The sequence below is a fragment of the Sphingobium sp. AntQ-1 genome (genome assembly GCF_028538045.1).
GTDB lineage: Bacteria > Pseudomonadota > Alphaproteobacteria > Sphingomonadales > Sphingomonadaceae > Sphingobium > Sphingobium cupriresistens.
Window position 1 is genome coordinate 192,329 of sequence record NZ_CP117158.1, and the last position, 17,634, is coordinate 209,962.

General features: G+C 65.5%; 19 protein-coding genes and 2 tRNA genes. 12 read left to right on the top strand and 9 right to left on the bottom strand.

All coding sequences use genetic code 11. From position 1 onward, the window contains the following. Position 1 precedes the first annotated feature (1 nt). The 4 genes from trpA (at position 2) to sphantq_RS00965 (ending at position 3,532) form a co-directional block, all read left to right on the top strand. The gene (gene trpA / locus sphantq_RS00950) at positions 2–811 is read left to right on the top strand and encodes a tryptophan synthase subunit alpha (RefSeq protein WP_272799351.1); all 810 of its coding nucleotides are present in this window, start codon (positions 2–4) and stop codon (positions 809–811) included. Next, a complete protein-coding gene (accD, locus tag sphantq_RS00955) occupies positions 808–1,656 on the top strand; it encodes an acetyl-CoA carboxylase, carboxyltransferase subunit beta (protein WP_066602911.1) in 849 nt (282 codons plus the stop codon). Before trpA ends, accD begins: the two co-directional genes overlap by 4 nt. Positions 1,657–1,690: 34 nt before the next feature. Then, entirely contained in the window at positions 1,691–3,025 is a 1,335-nt protein-coding gene (locus sphantq_RS00960; protein WP_272799352.1) for a bifunctional folylpolyglutamate synthase/dihydrofolate synthase, read from the top strand. 66 nt (positions 3,026–3,091) lie between these two features. Then, the gene (locus sphantq_RS00965) at positions 3,092–3,532 is read left to right on the top strand and encodes a DUF6628 family protein (protein WP_272799353.1); all 441 of its coding nucleotides are present in this window, start codon (positions 3,092–3,094) and stop codon (positions 3,530–3,532) included. On the opposite strand, the gene sphantq_RS00970 is transcribed toward sphantq_RS00965, so the two are convergent. Together sphantq_RS00970 and sphantq_RS00975 are read right to left on the bottom strand one after the other, a co-directional pair. After that, complete coding sequence (locus sphantq_RS00970) at positions 3,517–4,845, bottom strand: AmpG family muropeptide MFS transporter (protein ID WP_272799354.1); 1,329 nt, start codon at positions 4,843–4,845, stop codon at positions 3,517–3,519. The two genes, sphantq_RS00965 and sphantq_RS00970, sit on opposite strands and share 16 nt — an antisense overlap. A gap of 81 nt (positions 4,846–4,926) precedes the next feature. After that, complete coding sequence (locus sphantq_RS00975) at positions 4,927–5,385, bottom strand: response regulator (protein WP_261934968.1); 459 nt, start codon at positions 5,383–5,385, stop codon at positions 4,927–4,929. A gap of 492 nt (positions 5,386–5,877) precedes the next feature. Between sphantq_RS00975 and sphantq_RS00980 the strand changes: the two genes are divergently transcribed. Both sphantq_RS00980 and rsmD read left to right on the top strand, forming a co-directional pair. Continuing rightward, on the top strand, positions 5,878–6,831 hold the full coding sequence (locus sphantq_RS00980; RefSeq protein ID WP_336314456.1) for a pseudouridine synthase: 954 nt from the start codon (positions 5,878–5,880) through the stop codon (positions 6,829–6,831). After that, a complete protein-coding gene (rsmD, locus tag sphantq_RS00985) occupies positions 6,828–7,367 on the top strand; it encodes a 16S rRNA (guanine(966)-N(2))-methyltransferase RsmD (RefSeq protein ID WP_066602921.1) in 540 nt (179 codons plus the stop codon). The genes sphantq_RS00980 and rsmD overlap by 4 nt, the downstream gene beginning before the upstream one ends. A gap of 69 nt (positions 7,368–7,436) precedes the next feature. On the opposite strand, the gene sphantq_RS00990 is transcribed toward rsmD, so the two are convergent. Next, positions 7,437–7,883 (bottom strand): globin domain-containing protein, encoded by a 447-nt coding sequence (locus tag sphantq_RS00990; RefSeq protein ID WP_066602923.1) that lies wholly within the window; start codon positions 7,881–7,883, stop codon positions 7,437–7,439. Positions 7,884–7,991: 108 nt separating this feature from the next. Between sphantq_RS00990 and sphantq_RS00995 the strand changes: the two genes are divergently transcribed. Beyond that, positions 7,992–8,468: an RrF2 family transcriptional regulator gene (locus sphantq_RS00995; protein ID WP_272800273.1), complete on the top strand. Its 477-nt coding sequence runs from the start codon at positions 7,992–7,994 to the stop codon at positions 8,466–8,468. On the opposite strand, the gene sphantq_RS01000 is transcribed toward sphantq_RS00995, so the two are convergent. Beyond that, positions 8,428–8,949, bottom strand: a complete 522-nt coding sequence (locus tag sphantq_RS01000; RefSeq protein WP_272799356.1) for a Fe-S oxidoreductase — start codon at positions 8,947–8,949, stop codon at positions 8,428–8,430. The two genes, sphantq_RS00995 and sphantq_RS01000, sit on opposite strands and share 41 nt — an antisense overlap. A 144-nt stretch (positions 8,950–9,093) precedes the next feature. Continuing rightward, on the bottom strand, positions 9,094–9,492 hold the full coding sequence (locus sphantq_RS01005) for a GFA family protein (protein ID WP_066602926.1): 399 nt from the start codon (positions 9,490–9,492) through the stop codon (positions 9,094–9,096). Between the two features lie 105 nt (positions 9,493–9,597). Between sphantq_RS01005 and sphantq_RS01010 the strand changes: the two genes are divergently transcribed. Then, positions 9,598–11,874, top strand: coding sequence for an ATP-dependent helicase (locus sphantq_RS01010; protein WP_066602930.1), 2,277 nt, complete (start codon positions 9,598–9,600; stop codon positions 11,872–11,874). On the opposite strand, the gene sphantq_RS01015 is transcribed toward sphantq_RS01010, so the two are convergent. The 4 genes from sphantq_RS01015 to sphantq_RS01030 all read right to left on the bottom strand — a co-directional run bounded on the left by sphantq_RS01015 (position 11,862) and on the right by sphantq_RS01030 (position 13,277). After that, positions 11,862–12,383, bottom strand: a complete 522-nt coding sequence (locus sphantq_RS01015; RefSeq protein WP_129927007.1) for a GAF domain-containing protein — start codon at positions 12,381–12,383, stop codon at positions 11,862–11,864. The genes sphantq_RS01010 and sphantq_RS01015 overlap by 13 nt on opposite strands. Positions 12,384–12,533: 150 nt before the next feature. Then, a tRNA-Ala gene (locus tag sphantq_RS01020) sits at positions 12,534–12,609 on the bottom strand. A 172-nt stretch (positions 12,610–12,781) separates the two neighbouring features. Further along, a tRNA-Ala gene (locus sphantq_RS01025) sits at positions 12,782–12,857 on the bottom strand. A gap of 87 nt (positions 12,858–12,944) precedes the next feature. Beyond that, entirely contained in the window at positions 12,945–13,277 is a 333-nt protein-coding gene (locus sphantq_RS01030) for a TIGR02300 family protein (protein ID WP_272799357.1), read from the bottom strand. Between the two features lie 148 nt (positions 13,278–13,425). Here sphantq_RS01030 and aroA point away from each other — a divergent pair, with 148 nt between their 5' ends. From aroA to rpsA, 4 genes are all read left to right on the top strand, one after another. Next, positions 13,426–14,766, top strand: coding sequence for a 3-phosphoshikimate 1-carboxyvinyltransferase (gene aroA, locus sphantq_RS01035; RefSeq protein WP_422932402.1), 1,341 nt, complete (start codon positions 13,426–13,428; stop codon positions 14,764–14,766). Continuing rightward, complete coding sequence (locus sphantq_RS01040) at positions 14,763–15,011, top strand: CBU_0592 family membrane protein (RefSeq protein ID WP_066602941.1); 249 nt, start codon at positions 14,763–14,765, stop codon at positions 15,009–15,011. The genes aroA and sphantq_RS01040 overlap by 4 nt, the downstream gene beginning before the upstream one ends. Beyond that, a complete protein-coding gene (cmk, locus tag sphantq_RS01045) occupies positions 15,008–15,643 on the top strand; it encodes a (d)CMP kinase (RefSeq protein ID WP_066602944.1) in 636 nt (211 codons plus the stop codon). Before sphantq_RS01040 ends, cmk begins: the two co-directional genes overlap by 4 nt. A 169-nt stretch (positions 15,644–15,812) precedes the next feature. Next, on the top strand, positions 15,813–17,525 hold the full coding sequence (gene rpsA, locus sphantq_RS01050) for a 30S ribosomal protein S1 (protein WP_066602946.1): 1,713 nt from the start codon (positions 15,813–15,815) through the stop codon (positions 17,523–17,525). The last annotated feature ends 109 nt before the right edge of the window (positions 17,526–17,634 follow it).

Here is a 17,634-nt window from a genome sequence, read left to right on the forward strand (position 1 = left end):
TATGGACCGTCTGGCTTCCCGCTTCGCCGCTTGCAAGGCGCAGGGCCGCGCCGCGCTCATCACCTTCGTCACCGCTGGCGACCCTGATGTCGCATCGACCCCCGCCATCCTCGATGCGCTGGTCGCGGGCGGCGCAGACATCATCGAACTGGGGATGCCCTTCACCGATCCGATGGCTGATGGTCCGGCGATCGAACTGGCGAACCTGCGCAGCCTGGGGTCGGGCACGAAGACCAAGCATATCTTCGCCCTCACCGCCGATTTCCGCGCGCGTCATGCCGACACGCCGATCGTCCTGATGGGCTATGCCAATCCGATGCTGATCCGCGGCGCCGACTGGTTCGCCGATCAGTGCAAGGCGGCTGGCGTCGATGGCGTGATCTGCGTCGATATCCCGCCGGAGGAAGATGCCGAGATCGGCCCTGCCCTGCGCGCAGCCGGCGTTCACCTCATCCGCTTGGCTACCCCCACGACCGACGCGGCGCGTCTGCCCGCGGTGCTCGATGGCGCCAGCGGCTTCCTCTACCATGTCTCGGTCGCGGGCATCACCGGCAAGCAGTCGGCGGCGCAGGCCAATATCGAAATCGCCGTCGATAAGCTGAAGGCCGCCACCGACCTGCCGATCGCGGTCGGCTTTGGCGTACGCGGGCCGGAACAGGCTGCCGCCATCGGCCGGATCGCCGACGGCGTGGTCGTCGGCTCCGCCATCGTCGATATCATCGGGTCGCATGGCGACGCCGCCGCGCCCTTCGTCCAGGACTTCGTCGCTACGCTGCGCGACGCCCTTCATATTCGGGAGACCGCCGCATGAGCTGGATCAACCGCGTTCGCAACGCCCTGCCCTTCACCAAGAAGGAAACCACCGCCGAAACGCTGTGGCACAAATGCCCGTCCTGCAACGAGATGATCTTCATCAAGGAATGGGAAGAAAATCTGTCCGTATGCCCCCGCTGCGATCATCATGGCCGCATCGGCCCGTCGGAACGGTTCGAACATATATTGGACGCCGGCTTCATCCTGCTGCCGACGCCGCATGTGCAGGAAGACCCGCTTAAATTCCGGGATTCCAAACGCTATCCCGACCGGATCAAGGCTGCGCGCGCGGCGACCGGGGACCAGGACGCGCTCATCAACGCGCGCGGCGCGATCGACGATGTGCCGCTGGTGATGGGCGTGCAGAATTTCGCCTTCATGGGCGGCTCCATGGGCATGGGCGTGGGCGCGGCCTTCATCCAGGGCGTCAACGATGCGATCGCCCATAAATGCCCCTATGTCATCTTTACCGCCGCCGGCGGCGCGCGGATGCAGGAGGGTATTCTCTCCCTGATGCAGATGCCGCGCGCGACCGTGGCGATCCAGAAGCTGCACGCGGCTGGCCTGCCCTATATCGTCGTGCTGACCGATCCGACCACCGGCGGCGTGACGGCCAGCTACGCCATGCTGGGCGATATCCAGATTTCCGAACCCAATGCCCTGATCGGCTTCGCGGGCCAGCGCGTGATCGAAAGCACGATCCGCGAAAAGCTGCCCGAAGGCTTCCAGCGCGCCGAATATCTGCTGGACCACGGCATGATCGACATGGTCGTCCATCGCGGCGAACTGCGCGACACGCTGGCGCGGGTGATCGGCTATCTGACTCCTCGCGCGGCGGATTGAAGCAGCGCTCGCGCTAAAGGGGGACGGGCGCGCCATGGCCGACCATGCGGTTTCGGACGATGCACAAGTGCAAGCGCAACTCGACCGGCTCTGGTCGCTCTCGCCCGGCGCGGACATATTGGGGCTGGAACGCATCACCCGACTGCTGGAGCGGCTGGGCGATCCGCACCGCGCCCTGCCACCGATCTTCCATGTCGCGGGCACCAACGGCAAGGGATCGACCTGCGCCTTCCTGCGCGCGGCGATGGAAGCGGACGGCAAGACGGTCCATGTCTTCACCTCCCCGCATCTCGTGCGCTTCAACGAACGCATCCGCGTGTCGGGCCAGCTCATTTCCGACGCGCTGCTCGCGCGTTATCTTGAACGGGTTCTTGATATCGCGGAAGGCGTCAACGCCAGCTTCTTCGAGGTAACGACGGCCGCCGCCTTCCTGGCTTTCGCCGAACATCCTGCGGACGCCTGCATCATCGAAGTGGGCCTGGGCGGCCGGCTCGACGCGACCAATGTCATCGTCGACCCGGCGGTATGCGGCATCGCCCAGCTCGGCATCGACCATCAAGCGTTTCTGGGCGACACGCTGACGCAGATTGCCGCGGAAAAGGCCGGCATCGCCAAGGCCGGCGCAGCGCTGGTGACGCAGCGCTATGCCGAATCGCTCTTCCCGGTGATGATGGACGCCGCCGCCCGCGCGTCCACCCGCTGGATCGGACAGGGCGATGGCTGGGACGCGGCCATCTATCGCGACCGGATGCATTATCGCGACGAGCAGGGTCGGCTGGAAACGCCTATACCACGGCTGGCCGGCGCGCATCAGGTGCAGAATGCCGCGCTCGCCTTCGCCATGCTGCGCCATCAGGATGCTGTGCCCCTGTCCGAAGCGGCGCTGAAGGCCGCGCCGCTGTGGGCGCACTGGCCCGCGCGGTTGCAGCGGCTGGATCGGGGGCCGTTGCTGGACGCCCTGCCGCAGGATGCCACCGCCTGGCTCGATGGCGGGCATAATGCCGGCGCGGGCGAGGCGATCGGCGCCTTCTTCACCGCAGATCGGCTGGAGGGACACAAGCTCCAGCTCGTCATCGGCATGTTGGCGAACAAGGAAGTGGACGCCTTCCTCGCGCCCTTCGCAGGTAAGATCGCCCATATCCATGCCCTGCCGGTGCCGGGCCACGACCATCACCCGCCCGCCCGCTTCGCGGCCATCGCCGCCCAATGGGGCGTCGGTTGCACCGCCCATGACGATGCGCGCCAGGCGATCGACAGCATCGCCGCGACGTGCGGGGCCTCCGGCGATACCGCGCCCAAGCTGCTGATCGGCGGTTCGCTCTATCTGGCCGGGGAAATTTTGCGACTGAACGAGCAACTACCCGACTGATTATACTTGCGACTGACTCGCAATAGCGTAGAATGAGCCTCTGACCTATGCAGAAGGCGCGATTCTATGGCTTATGGAGAGACTTCCCCCCTCGACCTGCCCCGGCCCATTCCGGGCGGTTATGGCAATCGCCTCTTCCTGTTCGTGATGCGCCGGATGGCCACCGCTGGGGTCAATGACGCCCACGCCGCCAATGCGATGCTAGGCGCGTTCGGCCGGAGCTATCGCCGACCGCTGGTGCTGATGCGCGCGATGATGCTGGAACTGGCGCGGGCGTCGAGCCGCAAGATATTGGTCGCGCCCTGCTGCTGCGCGCGCATGACCGCCGACGAAGCGCTGATGATGCAGGCGACGGGCGACGCGCTGCGCGATCCCAACGCCGCCTATGAGCAGGTGAGCACCTTGCTGGGCAATGATCATGCGCTGGGCGCGCTGACCTGCCTGCAGGCGGTGGCGCAGGCGCATTGCGACCTGGGCCGGCCGCTGGACCTTTACGCGGCAGGCTGATCGCCGGGTTCGGTCGTAGCCGCGGTGCCCACGCTGGCGTCGATCAGGCCCGCGCGCATCATCAGCCAGAAGAGCAGGATGCCCGGCACGGCGAGCGCGGTCGTGAGCAGATAGAAATCGACATAGCCGAAGCGCTCGATCAAGCCGCCCGCCGTCGTGCCGGTCAGGAAACGCCCGACGATGCTGGCCGCCGCCGAGATCAGCGCATATTGCGCGGCGGTGAAGCGCAGGTCGCACAAGGCAGAGAAATAGGCGACGACCGTGACGCCGCCGATGCCGCTGGCGATATTTTCGAACCCGATCGCCCCGGCCATGCCCCAATTGCTCTTCCCCAACGCGGCCAGCGCGGCGAAGCTGAAATTGGACACGCCCATCAGGATAAGGCTGAACAGCACGGATCGCTTCATGCCCATGCGGGCATAGAGGATGCCGCCGATGAAGATGCCGATCAGATAGGCCCAGAAGCCGATGCCGACATCGTAGATGACGATCTCGTCATTGGTGTAGCCCATATCGTCGAACAAAAGCCGAAAGGTCAGGTTCGCCAGCGTGTCGCCGATCTTGTGCAGCAGGATGAAGAGCAGGACTAGGAGCGCGCCCTTGCGCCGGAAAAATTCGAGCAGCGGCCCGGTGATCGACGCCATCACCTCCCCCATGCCGCGCCGGACGACAGGATCGCGATGCCGTTCCGGTTCGCCGAAAATGAGGCCAGTCAGCATCGCTGGCAACGCAAAGGCGGCGCAGGCGAGATAGGCGCCTTGCCAGCCGACCCGAGCCGCGAGAATCAGCGCTAGAGAACCGGCCGCCACCGATCCGATGCGCCAGCCATATTGCGACATGCCCGATCCGACGCCCAGTTGTTCGGGCTTCAATGTTTCGATGCGGTAGGCGTCGATCACGATGTCATAGGTCGCGCCGGCCGCCCCGACCAGAATGGCGGCATAGGCGGTCTGCAACAGGCTGGATGTCGGATCGACCAGCGCCAGATTGGCGACCGCCGCCATGACCAGAGCGCCCGCCAGCAGCAGCCAGGACACGCGCTGCCCCAGCCGCCCGATGATCGGCAGCCGCACGCCATCGACCACCCAGGCCCATAGCCATTTGAGATTATAGACGAGGAACGCCAGGGTGAAGGCGGTAACGGCCTTCTTGTCGATGCCGTCCTGCGCCAGACGCGTGGTCAGCGTCGCGCCGATCATCGCATAAGGAAAGCCTGACGAGACGCCCAGGAAAAAGGCCGCCAGCGGCGCCTTTTCGACATAGGGTTTCACGGCGTCGAGCCAGCTGCTGCGGCCCTCTATGGCGTCGGTCATTTTGGCGTGCGTCCCCGGTGGCGTCGAATTGTGCGCCACCATATGGCCTGATCGCCGCCAGGCAAGCGTCCTGTGCGCCGATCAGCCCGCGGGCGCGAACAGGCTGAGCCCCGGCGGCAGCTTGGGCCGCCTTGCGCCGCGCAACTGCGCATCGACGACGCCGATCGCCGCGACCAGATCGCGCGGCGCATAGGGCTTGGCGAGGCAGCCCACCGCCAGAGCGCGCGCCTCCATCGGGCAGCGGGCGGTGACGAACAGGACCGGCAGGCCCAGCGCTCCAGCGTGACGGGCGACGTCGATGCCGGTCTTCTCGCCATGCAGGGCGACGTCTGCGATCACCAGGTCCACGCCGCCGCCGTCCATGACCCGCACCGCATGGTCATGATCGTCCACCGTCGCCGCTATCCGGTAGCCCGCCTGCTCCAGCGCATGTTCGTTATCGAAGGCGACCAGCGCCTCATCCTCCACCACCAGCACGGTGCGGATCGCCTTACGGCGCGACAGGTGCGCGCCTCCCTCTTTCACCAGCCCGAAAAACATTTGCCGATCCGCCCTGATTCCGCCATGCACCCGATGAAACGCCGCGCCCCCGCACCGGGTTGCCTGCTGGGAGGCATAGCCCCCTCGCCCAAGCGCCGGAGCGGCACATTTCAGCCTGTTGCTGGCTTTGCACCCATATGGGAAGTGCCAGTGCCCATGAAAAGGAACCCGCCCTTGGAACCGCCGAAAAAATCAGGACCGCCCCGCAGGGCAGGACCAGGCGGCCCGAAACGTCCCGCCGGCCCCGGCCGGAGCGGATCGGGCGGGCGTCCCGGCGCGCCCACTGGACGTGGCGCTGCGCCGCGTCAGGGGGATGGGCGACAGGATGACGGGCGGCGGAGCGAGAGCCGCCGGGGCGACGCCAAGCCGCGTTTTGAGAAGAAGGACGATAGCCGGACGGATCGGCCGAGCGGCGGCAGGACTCGCCCCGATCGGGCCAAGGCCGACGGCGCACCATCGCGCCCTGCACGCAGCGCGGGGCCACGCGACACCATCGACAAGCCGCGCTCCCCCCGCAACGAAGGCGAACGGACTGATCGTCCCCGGACGGATCGGGGTCGGCCTGATCGCGCCCGACCCGATCGCGCAGGGGGCGATGCGCCTCGCTTCGGCGCCGCCAAATCCTATCCGCCGCGCAAGCCGCGGGTCAAGGGCGCTGCGCCGGTCCATGCCGCCAATCCGCACCCGGCCCGCGCCGCTGCGGCGAGCGGCGGCAAGGGCGAGCCGCAGCGTATCGCCAAGCTGCTGGCCCGCGCCGGGGTCGCTTCCCGCCGGGAGATCGAGCGGATGATCGAGGAAGGGCGCGTTTCCAAGGACGGCGTGGTGATCGATACGCCCGCGACGCTGCTGACATCGCTGCATGGCGTGACCGTCGATGAGGTGGCGATCGCGGCGCCCGCGCCGATGCGCCTGTTCCTGTTCCACAAGCCGACCGGCTTCCTGACCACCGAGCGCGATCCGGCGGGGCGGCCGACCATCTATGACCGGCTGCCGCCGGACCTGCCACGGCTGATGCCGATCGGCCGGCTGGACATGAATACCGAAGGCCTGCTGCTGATGACCACCGATGGCGGTTTCAAGCGCGAGATGGAACTGCCCGCGACCGGCGTGCCGCGCACCTATCGCGCCCGCGCCTTTGGCGAGGTGAGCCAGCAGCAGTTGGAGGATCTGTTCGATGGGCTGGAGATTGACGGCATCCGCTATGGCGCGATCGAGGCCAATCTGGAGCGGCGCACCGGGCGCAACCAGTGGATCGAGATGACCCTGACCGAAGGCAAGAACCGGGAAGTGCGCCGCGTGCTCGAACATCTGGACCTGAAGGTCAACCGGCTGATCCGCACCAGCTATGGCCCTTTCTATCTGGGCGACCTGCCGGTCGGCGCGGTGGAGGAGGTGCGGCAGCATGATCTGGAACTGTTCCGCAAGAGCCTGAAGGACCTGAAATGAGGATCATTTCGGGCCAATGGCGCGGACGACCGCTGACCGCGCCCAAGGGCGACGCCACCCGGCCTACGGCGGACCGAACGCGCGAGGCGCTGTTTTCGATGCTGACCAGCCGGCTGGGATCGTTCGAGGGGCTGGCCGTGGGCGATTTCTTCGCCGGATCGGGTGCGCTGGGTTTTGAGGCGCTGTCGCGCGGCGCGGCCTCCTGCCTGTTCGTCGAGCAGGACAAGCCGGCGCTGGACGCGATCCGCGCCAATGGCGACCGGCTGGGCATCCGTCCCGACATCCGGCCGTCCAGCGTGTTGTCGCTGGGGTCGGCGGCCAAGCCGCTCGACCTCATCTTCATGGACCCGCCCTATGGCACCGGCGCAGGCCAGGTTGCGCTCGACAAGCTGGGACGGCTGGGCTGGACCAATGCCGCGAGCTGGATCAGCATCGAAACCGACAGGCGCGAGGATGTGGTCGTGAAGGGTTTTACCATCGACACGGTCCGCGATTGCGGCAAGGCGCGGATCACGCTGCTGCGGATGGACGACTGACGCGATCGTCCGACCGGTCAGGCTGTGAGCAGGCCTGACCACCCTTCTTTCGTTTCGAACGAAATGGGATCAGGCCGCCGCTGCATAGGCTTCGGCCTCCTGCGCGATCAATATGTCGGCCAGAAACTGATAGGCTTCGCCCCATGCCGCCAGCACCGCGTCGGTGGCGACCTGCTCGCCCAGCACGTCGCGGATGGCGGGAAGTAGCGCGGCCGCGACCTTGGGATAATGTTCGGGCTTCACGCCGGTATCGACATGACGCGCCACCATGCGCGCCACCGCGCCGCCCAGCACCTCCAGCCGGTCGATATTCTCCGCATAGCCCAGGATCGCCGCAGCCAGCCGCCTGGGCTGCTCGCCGCTATCCTGCGCCGCCTGATCGAACATCGCCTTCACTTCGGCATCCTGGAACAGGCGGGCATACATGGCGGTGGTGATCGCCACGCCGTGCTGGCGCAGCGCCGGGCCGGTGGATTTCACGATGGCGATGGTGTGCGGAGACAGCGAGTTGGACATCTGATTGACCTTTTCCTGAGTCGATAAGATGCATTTAATTTACGCCTTTAAAGGAGTAAATAGAATATATGTTTGAAGCGCGACCCCGCGCCGGTATCGGATGACGCCATGCAATTGACCCGTCACACCGACTATGCGCTGCGCGTGCTGATCCACCTCGCCGTCGCGCCGACGGGACGGGCGACGATTCCGGAGATCGCCGACGCCTATGGATTGTCGCGCAACCATCTGATGAAGGTGGTGCATCACCTGGCGCAGGGCGGTTTCATCGCCACCCAGCGCGGACGGGGCGGCGGCTTCGCCCTGGCGGACGCACCGGAAGCCATGAGCATCGGTGCGGTGGTCCGGCATAGCGAGCCGGACATGAAAATGGCGGACTGCGCAAACTGCGCGATCCGCCGGGCTTGTGGCCTGACCGCCATATTGGCGGAGGCCACCGGCGCGTTCATGGCCGTGCTCGATCGCTATAGCCTGGCCGATGCGGCGCGCGATCGGGGCGGGCTGGCGGAGTTGATCGCCGCCCTGCCCGCGCCGACGCCGGCGGTCAGCGACGCTTGCGCATCTTCCCGGCCTCGCCCGGATTGACGCAACTGTCCTGGACCGTGCGAGAGCAGCGCGGATAGTCCTTCGCCTCTGTCGGCGGCGGCGTCATGTTGCCGCCGACCGTCACCGGATTGGCGGAGGAGCCGACTGGGGCGGCCGGGTTATTGGGCACGCCCGCGGGCGCGGGGACCATGCCGGGGTCCGCCGGGACCGCGCCTGTCGGCTGGCCGGCATTGGGATCGCTTTGAGGCGGGGTCGCAGGCATGGCGGGGCTGGCCGGCGCGGCAGGCGCGGGCGGGGTCGACATGCCCGGATCGCCGGGCGTCGCGGGGGCTGCGGGCTCGGCGGGGGCGGACGGCGGCGTGGCCGTCGGATCGGCGGGTGCGGGCGCATCGGCGGGCGCTGGCGTCATGGCGTCACCGGGCGGTTGGCTGCTTGGCGCTGGCGTGTCCTGCGCGACGGCTATGCCGCCCAAAGTGGTGAAGCTCAGCATCGCGACGCCGGCCAGCATGATGGATTTCATCGGGATCATCCTTTCCTATATTCTTCGACCCGCAGGTCGCCCGCTTCTGAGACGGACAGCCGAAGAACCGGCTTTGGGACATCCCCGTTCCGCAGCCGCGACCAAATGTGGCCCAGGCGCGGCCAGATGAACCGAACGGGGGGGTTAGGGACCGTCGGGATAGCGATCATATTTCGGCAGTTCGTGCGCCGTCGCCATCCATGGCACGGCGTCGGCCATCTGGACATGCCCCTCCGGCGGCAGCGCCGCGGCATCGTCCAGCGTAGCACTCTGGATGTCGATCGCGCCGGGGAAGATGACCGGATTGGTATAGAACAGACCAGTGCCGCATGTGCCGCAGAAATGCCGGGTCGCATTGTCGGACGACTGGTAGCGGACGGGATCGCCGATGATCGTCACGGCGTCTTGCGGGAACAGCGCCCAGCCCACCATCGGCGCGCCGGCACTGGCGCGGCAGTCGCTGCAATGGCAGATGGCGCTATAGGCCGGTTCGCCGGTCGCTTCATAGCGTATCGCCCCACATTGGCATCGTCCCGTCACCATCCGCTTGCTCCCTTGCATGATTCGCCTTTTGTTCTCATAGAAGCCCAGTCACCGCAAGAGGCGCGCCCCTTGCCCCCGATCCACCCCATGCCTAGTTGTCCAGCCATGACAGTCCCTGCCCCCTCCCCCAATGATCCGCCCTATCTCGACGGGCTCAATCCGCCCCAGCGGGAGGCTGTGCTGACGACCGAGGGGCCGGTGCTGGTGCTGGCGGGTGCGGGCACCGGCAAGACGGCGGCGCTGACCGCCCGGCTGGCGCATCTGATCGGCACGCGGCGGGCCTGGCCGTCCGAGATCCTGGCCGTGACCTTCACCAACAAGGCCGCGCGCGAGATGCGGGCGCGCGTCGGGCGGATGATCGGCGATGCGGTGGAGGGGATGCCCTGGCTAGGCACTTTCCATGCGATCGCGGCGAAAATGCTGCGCCGTCATGCCGAACTGGTCGGGCTGCAATCCAATTTCACCATCCTCGATACCGACGATCAGTTGCGGCTGCTCAAGCAACTCATCCAGGCCGAGGGCGTCGATGAAAAGCGCTGGCCGGCGCGGCAACTGGCCGGGCTGATCGACCAGTGGAAGAATAAGGGCTGGACCCCGGAGGATGTCGGCGCGGGCGAGGCGGAAAGCTATGCCCATGGCAAGGGGCAGAAGCTCTATGCCGATTATCAGGCGCGCTTACGTCAAGTGAATGCCTGTGATTTCGGTGACTTGCTGCTGCATGTTCTGACGATATTGAAGAAGCATCGCGACGTGCTGGCGCAATATCAGGAGCGGTTCCGCTATATCATGGTGGACGAATATCAGGACACCAATAGCAGCCAGTATCTGTGGCTGCGGCTGCTGGCGCAGACGCGCAAAAATCTGTGCTGCGTGGGCGACGACGACCAGTCCATCTATTCATGGCGCGGCGCGGAAGTCGCCAATATCCTGCGGTTCGAAAAGGATTTTCCGGGCGCGACGATCATCCGGCTGGAGCAGAATTATCGCTCCACGCCGCACATATTGGGCGCGGCGTCCGGGGTGATCGCCGAAAATGGCAATCGCCTCGGCAAGACGCTGTGGACCGACATCGACGTGGGCGAAAAGGTGCAGGTCATCGGCGTGTGGGACGGGCCGGAGGAAGCGCGGCGGGTCGGCGACGAGATCGAAGCGGTCCAGCGGAGCGGCGGATCGCTGGACGAGGTCGCGATCCTGGTCCGCGCCCAGCACCAGACTCGCGAGTTCGAAGATCGCTTCATCCAGATCGGCCTGCCCTATCGCATTGTCGGCGGCTTCCGTTTCTACGAGCGGGCCGAAATCCGCGATGCGCTGGCCTATTTGCGGCTGGTCAACCAGCCCGCCGACGACCTGGCGTTCGAGCGGATCGTCAATGTGCCCAAGCGCGGGCTGGGCGACAAGGCGGTGGAGAAATTGCACCGACTGGCGCGGGCGGAGGGCATACCACTGGCGCTGGCGGCCGCGCGCATCCTCGACACCGACGAACTGACCCCGCAGGCGCGGCGATCGCTGGGCAGTTTCATCGGCGATCTGGCGCGCTGGCGCGACCGGGCGACGCAATTGCCCCATGCCGAACTGGCGCGGCAGATATTGGACGAGAGCGGCTACACCGCGATGCTACAGGCCGAACGTACGACCGAGAGCGCCGGGCGGCTGGAAAATCTGTCCGAACTGGCCCGTGCGATGGAGGAATATGAGACGCTGGGCGCGTTTCTGGAGCATGTCAGCCTCGTCATGGACAATGAGGCGCAGGCGGAGTCCGCCAAGATCACGATCATGACCATCCATGCCGCCAAGGGGCTGGAATATGACACCACATTCCTGGTGGGGTGGGAGGAAGGCGTCTTCCCGTCGCAGCGGGCGCTGGACGAAGGCGGGCTCAACAGTCTGGAGGAGGAACGGCGGCTCGCCTATGTCGCGATCACGCGCGCACGCAAGCGCTGCACCATCATCCATGCCGCCAATCGCCGCATCTATGGCCAGTGGACCAGCAGCATCCCGTCGCGCTTCGTGGGCGAATTGCCGCCCGAACATGTCGAATCGGAAAGCAGCATGAGCGGCGGCGCGTCGCTATGGCGCGCCAACTGGTCGGAACGCGACGACCCCTTCGCCAATGTCGCGCGGGGCAGCGGTCGGGGTCCGGGCTGGCAGCGCGCGCAGACGAGCGGCCAATTCAGCCGGGAGCCGGTGCGGATCGTGGAGGCGCGGTCATCCGCCGTATCTCTGGGCAACAAGGGTCGCGACGACATGCGCGTGGGCCTGCGCATATTTCACCAGAAATTCGGTTACGGCACCGTCGCGGAGATCGAGGGCAACAAGTTGGAGATCGATTTCGAGACGGCCGGGCGCAAGCGCGTGATGGACAGCTTCGTTCAGCCCGCCTGAGGGCGATGGACGTCTGTCGTGGCGGACCTCGTCGGGTGCGCCAGGATGCTGGCGGACAGGAGGGCGCTGACGTCGCGCGCGAAGCCTTCGATGACCGCGACCGTCGCGGGATCGCTGATCAGGCGCGGCATGGGATCGATCGCGCAGAGCGTGCCGTAGAAGCTGCCGTCCGCCAGGATGACCGGGAAGGACACATAGCTTTTGAAGCCGTAGAAGATCGGGACGGGATGCTTCTGCCACGCGATATCGGCATCGACATGGTCGATGACCACATAATTTTCGGTCTGGCGGATTTCCTTGCAGATCGTCATCTGCATATCCAGTTCCGCGCCAGGCTCCAGACCGAAGGCGATCTTGTCGAGCACCTGGCAGGCGATCCAGCGATCCTCGGTCACGCGCGCCACCGCCGCAAAGCCCATATGCGTCACATCGCATAGCTGCGTCAGGATGGCGCGAATCGCGTCGTCGTCGCCCTGTTCGGCGGCCTGGATGGCCAATTCGTCCTTCATGTCGCAGCGATGGCAGGAAAAATCCGCCTTGACGAGTCTCGCGCGCAATGAACGAGCAACATCGGGATATAGGAATGAGGGGACGCCCCTCGCTTGCGCTCAGGCATTTTTCGGGAAAATGTCCCCGGACATTGTCATGTTCCGAAAAATTGGTGGAGCCTAGCGGGATCGAACCGCTGACCTCCTGCATGCCATGCAGGCGCTCTCCCAGCTGAGCTAAGGCCCCATCATGCGCGGCCGGGCCGCAATCATATGGTCAGACCATGTCCGGCAATGCCGTCGGCCGTCTATATTTCCTGGCAAGTCGGCTGCGCCTCCCGGAGGATGGACGCCCCTCACTTGCGCTCAGGCATTTTTCGGGAAAATGTCCCCATGGGCATTTTCCTGTTCCGAAAAATTGGTGGAGCCTAGCGGGATCGAACCGCTGACCTCCTGCATGCCATGCAGGCGCTCTCCCAGCTGAGCTAAGGCCCCGTCACCAATGAAGCGCCGTTGGGTCCGGCACCTTGGAGGTCGCTGCCATTAGGTGGCGGCAATCCCATTGGCAAGAACAAATTTCAGTTAATTGTCGTCGCTATCGTCATCGGTCGCGGCATCGACGCCCAGATCATCGTCGCCGCCCAGATCGACATCATTGTCCGGCGAATCGCCGTCGTCATCGACGTCGATGTCCAGATCGTCGTCGGCCGTTTCCAGCTCGCCGTCGGCGGTCTCGATCACCTTCTTGGGCGCCGCTTCCTCATAAGGCAGCGGCTGCTTCGACTTCAGCACAGGCTCAGGTTCCCAGGCGCTGCCGCAATTGATGCAGGTTACCGGATCATCCTTGCCCAGGTCGTAGAAGCGAGTCGCGCATTTCGGGCAAGTCCGCTTCGTGCCCCATTCAGCCTTCACCATGTCCGGCCTGTTCCTTTATTCGATGCTCTAACAGATACTCACACGGCACAACGCTTGTTGCCCGCGAAACGTGGCGCGCCTTGCCATAGCAGGATCGCGCTGTCAAAAGCCGGGCGCATTTTTTCGGTTCCAGGATAATGGATACCCCGTGACCCATATAGACGACCAGCCCACCCCGATGACCTTCGCCGCCGCGCCGCCGCTGGCGGGCAGCGTGACCGTGCCGGGCGACAAGAGCATTTCCCACCGATCGCTGATGCTGTCGGCGCTGGCGATCGGGCATAGCCGGGTCGAAGGGCTGCTGGAAGGCGAAGATGTGCTGGCCACCGCCGCCGCGATGCGGGCGATGGGCGCGACCATCGAGCGTGATGCCGATGGCGTCTGGCATATCCATGGCGTGGGCGTTGGCGGGTTGCTCCAGCCGGAGACGGCGCTGGACATGGGCAATAGCGGCACCTCCACGCGCCTGTTGATGGGGCTACTGGCCAGCCATGACCTGACCGCGACCTTCGTGGGCGACGCATCGCTCAGCAAGCGCCCTATGGCGCGCGTGACCGGGCCATTGTCGCGCATGGGGGCGAGCTTCACGTCCGGCCCCGGCGACCGCCTGCCGCTGACGATGAAGGGGGCCTGCCCTGCCGTCCCTCTGGACTATCGGCTGCCCGTAGCTTCGGCGCAGGTCAAGTCGGCGATCCTGCTGGCCGGCCTCAACACGCCGGGCATCACCCGCGTCGTCGAGCCGATCCCGACCCGCGACCATAGCGAACGGATGCTCAAGGGTTTCGGCGCGGACCTGAACGTCGAGGTAGAAGCGGACGGCACGCGGATCATCACCCTGGTCGGCGAGGCGGAATTGCAGCCGCAGCAGATCGTCGTGCCGGGCGACCCCTCCTCCGCCGCCTTCCCGATGGTCGCCGCTTTGCTGGCGCCGGGATCGCGGGTGACGATCGCCAATGTGGGCCTCAATGCGACGCGCGCCGGCCTTATCGACCTGCTGCGCGAAATGGGCGGATCGATCGAGATCATCAATGCGCGCGAAGTCGGCGGCGAGCCGGTCGGCGACCTGATCGTCACCGCATCGACGCTCAAAGGCGTGGAGCCGGACCCGGCGCGCGCGCCCAGCATGATCGACGAATATCCGGTCGCTTTCATCGCCGCCGCCCTGGCGGAAGGGCGCAGCGTCTTCCGCGGGCTGGAGGAACTGCGAGTCAAGGAATCGGACCGCATCGCCACGATGGCGCAGGGGCTGCGCGCGATCGGCGTGCGCGTCGAGGAACTTGAGGACGGCATCGTCATCGAAGGCAGCGGCGGCGCGATGCTGACCGGCGGCGGACCGATCGCGACCCGGCTGGACCATCGCATCGCGATGAGCTTCGCGGTCGCGGGCCTCGTGTCGAAGGATGGCGTCACCATCGACGACATGCGGCCGGTGGCGACCAGCTTCCCGACCTTCGTGCCGCTGCTCAGGCAATTGGGAGTAATCGCATGACATTCGATCTGGCTAACGTCGTCGGGCTGATCGGCAGCGCGCTGATGGTCGTCGCCTATGCCTATAGCAATATGGCGCGCACCCTGAATTTCGTCATTTTCAACCTGATGAACCTGGCAGGCGCGCTGCTGCTTATCTGGTCGTTGACGGTGCATTTCAATCTGGCGTCGATGGCGCTCGAAGTGGTCTGGGCGGCGATCGCGCTGCTCGGACTGGGCAACGCGCTGAGGAAGAAACAGCCATGATCATCGCCGTCGACGGACCCGCTGCATCGGGCAAGGGCACCATCGCCAAAGCGCTGGGCCGCCATTATGGGTTGCCGGTGCTGGACACCGGCCTGCTGTATCGCGCGGTCGGCCTGTCGGTGCTGAAAGCCGGCGGCGATCCCGATCAGGAGACGGATGCGCTGGCTGCGGCCGGATTCGATGATGCGATTCTGGCCGATCCTGCGTTGCGGAGCGAAGCGGTCGGCTCCCTCGCCTCGCGCGTGTCCGTGCATCAGAGCGTGCGCGACGCGCTGGTCCAGCGGCAGCGCGATTTCGCCACCCAACCGGGCGGCGCCATCCTGGACGGGCGCGATATCGGCACGGTGATCGCGCCCGACGCCGACGCCAAGATCTTCGTGACGGCCAGCGTCCATGTGCGTGCAGAACGCCGGTTCAAGGACGCGCTCAGCCAGGGCGGGCACCCGGACATGGATAGCCTGATCGCCGACATCCAGGCCCGCGACACGCGCGACATGAGCCGCGACCATGCCCCACTTAAAGTCGCACAAGGCGCAGACTTGCTAGATACGAGCGATTTGACTATAGACGCGGCCGTCCAGCGGGCGATTGCGCTTGTGGACGCCCAGCTTGAAGGTCGCTCCAGAAGTTGACCCGTCAAGGCGCGCGGTTGTTCCGGGCGCCCTTTTCGCTTTTCAAGGCAGCGCGTTCACAATCCTCTAACGCGCGGGATATGTTCAGAATATTCGGTTCTGAACATGTTTTGGCCAAAGACCATCGGATACAACCGGTTGGCCAGCAATGACGAGTGAAGGACTAACCATGGCCTCTACGGCATTTCCCACGCGCGACGATTTCGCCGCGCTTCTCAATGATTCTCTCGGTGGTGAAGACGGCGGCTTTGAAGGCCGCGTCGTCAAGGGCACCGTTACCGCCATCGAAAACGACCTGGCCGTCATCGACGTAGGTCTGAAGTCCGAAGGCCGCGTGCCGCTGCGCGAATTCGCAGCGCCAGGCCAGAAGGCTGACCTGAAGGTCGGCGACGAAGTCGAAGTCTATGTCGACCGCGTCGAAAACGCCCATGGCGAAGCCATGCTGTCGCGTGACCGCGCCCGCCGCGAAGCCGCCTGGGACAAGCTGGAAGCCGAGTTCACCGAAAGCGCGCGCGTCGAAGGCGTCATCTTCGGCCGCGTCAAGGGCGGCTTCACCGTCGACCTGGACGGCGCCGTGGCGTTCCTGCCCGGTTCGCAGGTCGACATCCGCCCGGTGCGCGACGTCACCCCGCTGATGGACATTCCGCAGCCTTTCCAGATCCTCAAGATGGATCGCCGCCGCGGCAACATCGTCGTGTCGCGTCGCGCCATCCTGGAAGAAACCCGCGCTGAACAGCGCAGCGGCCTGATCCAGACCCTGGCCGAAGGCCAGATCATCGAAGGCGTCGTCAAGAACATCACCGACTATGGTGCGTTCGTTGACCTGGGCGGCATCGACGGCCTGCTGCACGTCACCGACCTGTCGTACAAGCGCATCAACCACCCCAATGAGATGATCAACATCGGCGACACCGTTCGCGTGCAGATCATCCGCATCAACCGCGACACGCAGCGCATCTCGCTCGGCATGAAGCAGTTGGAGAGTGATCCGTGGGAAGGCGCCGCCGCCAAATATCCGATCGGCGCCAAGCTGTCGGGCCGGGTCACGAACATCACCGAATATGGCGCGTTCGTCGAACTGGAGCCGGGCATCGAAGGCCTGGTCCATGTCAGCGAAATGTCCTGGACCAAGAAGAACGTCCACCCCGGCAAGATCGTGTCGACCAGCCAGGAAGTCGAAGTTCTGGTTCTGGAAGTCGATCCCGAAAAGCGCCGCATCAGCCTTGGCCTCAAGCAGGCCCAGAGCAATCCGTGGGACAGCTTCGCCGAACGTCACCCGATCGGTTCGACCGTCGAGGGCGAAGTCAAGAATGCGACCGAGTTCGGCCTGTTCATCGGCCTGGACGGCGACGTCGACGGCATGGTCCACATGTCCGACATCGCCTGGGGCATTTCGGGCGAAGACGCGCTGGCGCTGCACCGCAAGGGTGAGGCCGTTTCGGCCGTCGTTCTCGACATCGACGTCGAGAAGGAGCGCATCAGCCTGGGCATGAAGCAGCTTGAGCGTGGCGGCCCGGCCGCTGGCGGCACCGCTGCTGCGGCTGCCGGCCTCAACAAGAACGCGATCGTCACCGTGACCGTTCTGGAAGTCCGCGACGGCGGCCTGGAAGTCCAGGCTGGCGAAGACGGCGCAGCCGGCTTCATCAAGCGCAGCGACCTGGGTCGCGACCGCGACGAGCAGCGTTCGGAACGCTTCCAGATCGGCCAGAAGTTCGACGCCATGGTGACCGGTTTCGACCGCGCCAAGAAGCCGACCTTCTCGGTCAAGGCGATGCAGATCGCCGAAGAGAAGCAGGCAGTCGCACAATATGGTTCGTCCGACAGCGGCGCGTCGCTGGGCGACATCCTGGGCGAAGCGCTCAAGGCGAAGAGCGAAGGCTAAGCCTTCCTGTCCTTCGACAAATGAAAAGCCCGCCGGACCCATGTCCGGCGGGCTTTTTCATGTCCATGGTGCCATCGTCCTTTTGGAAACGTAACGATCTTGATGTTGC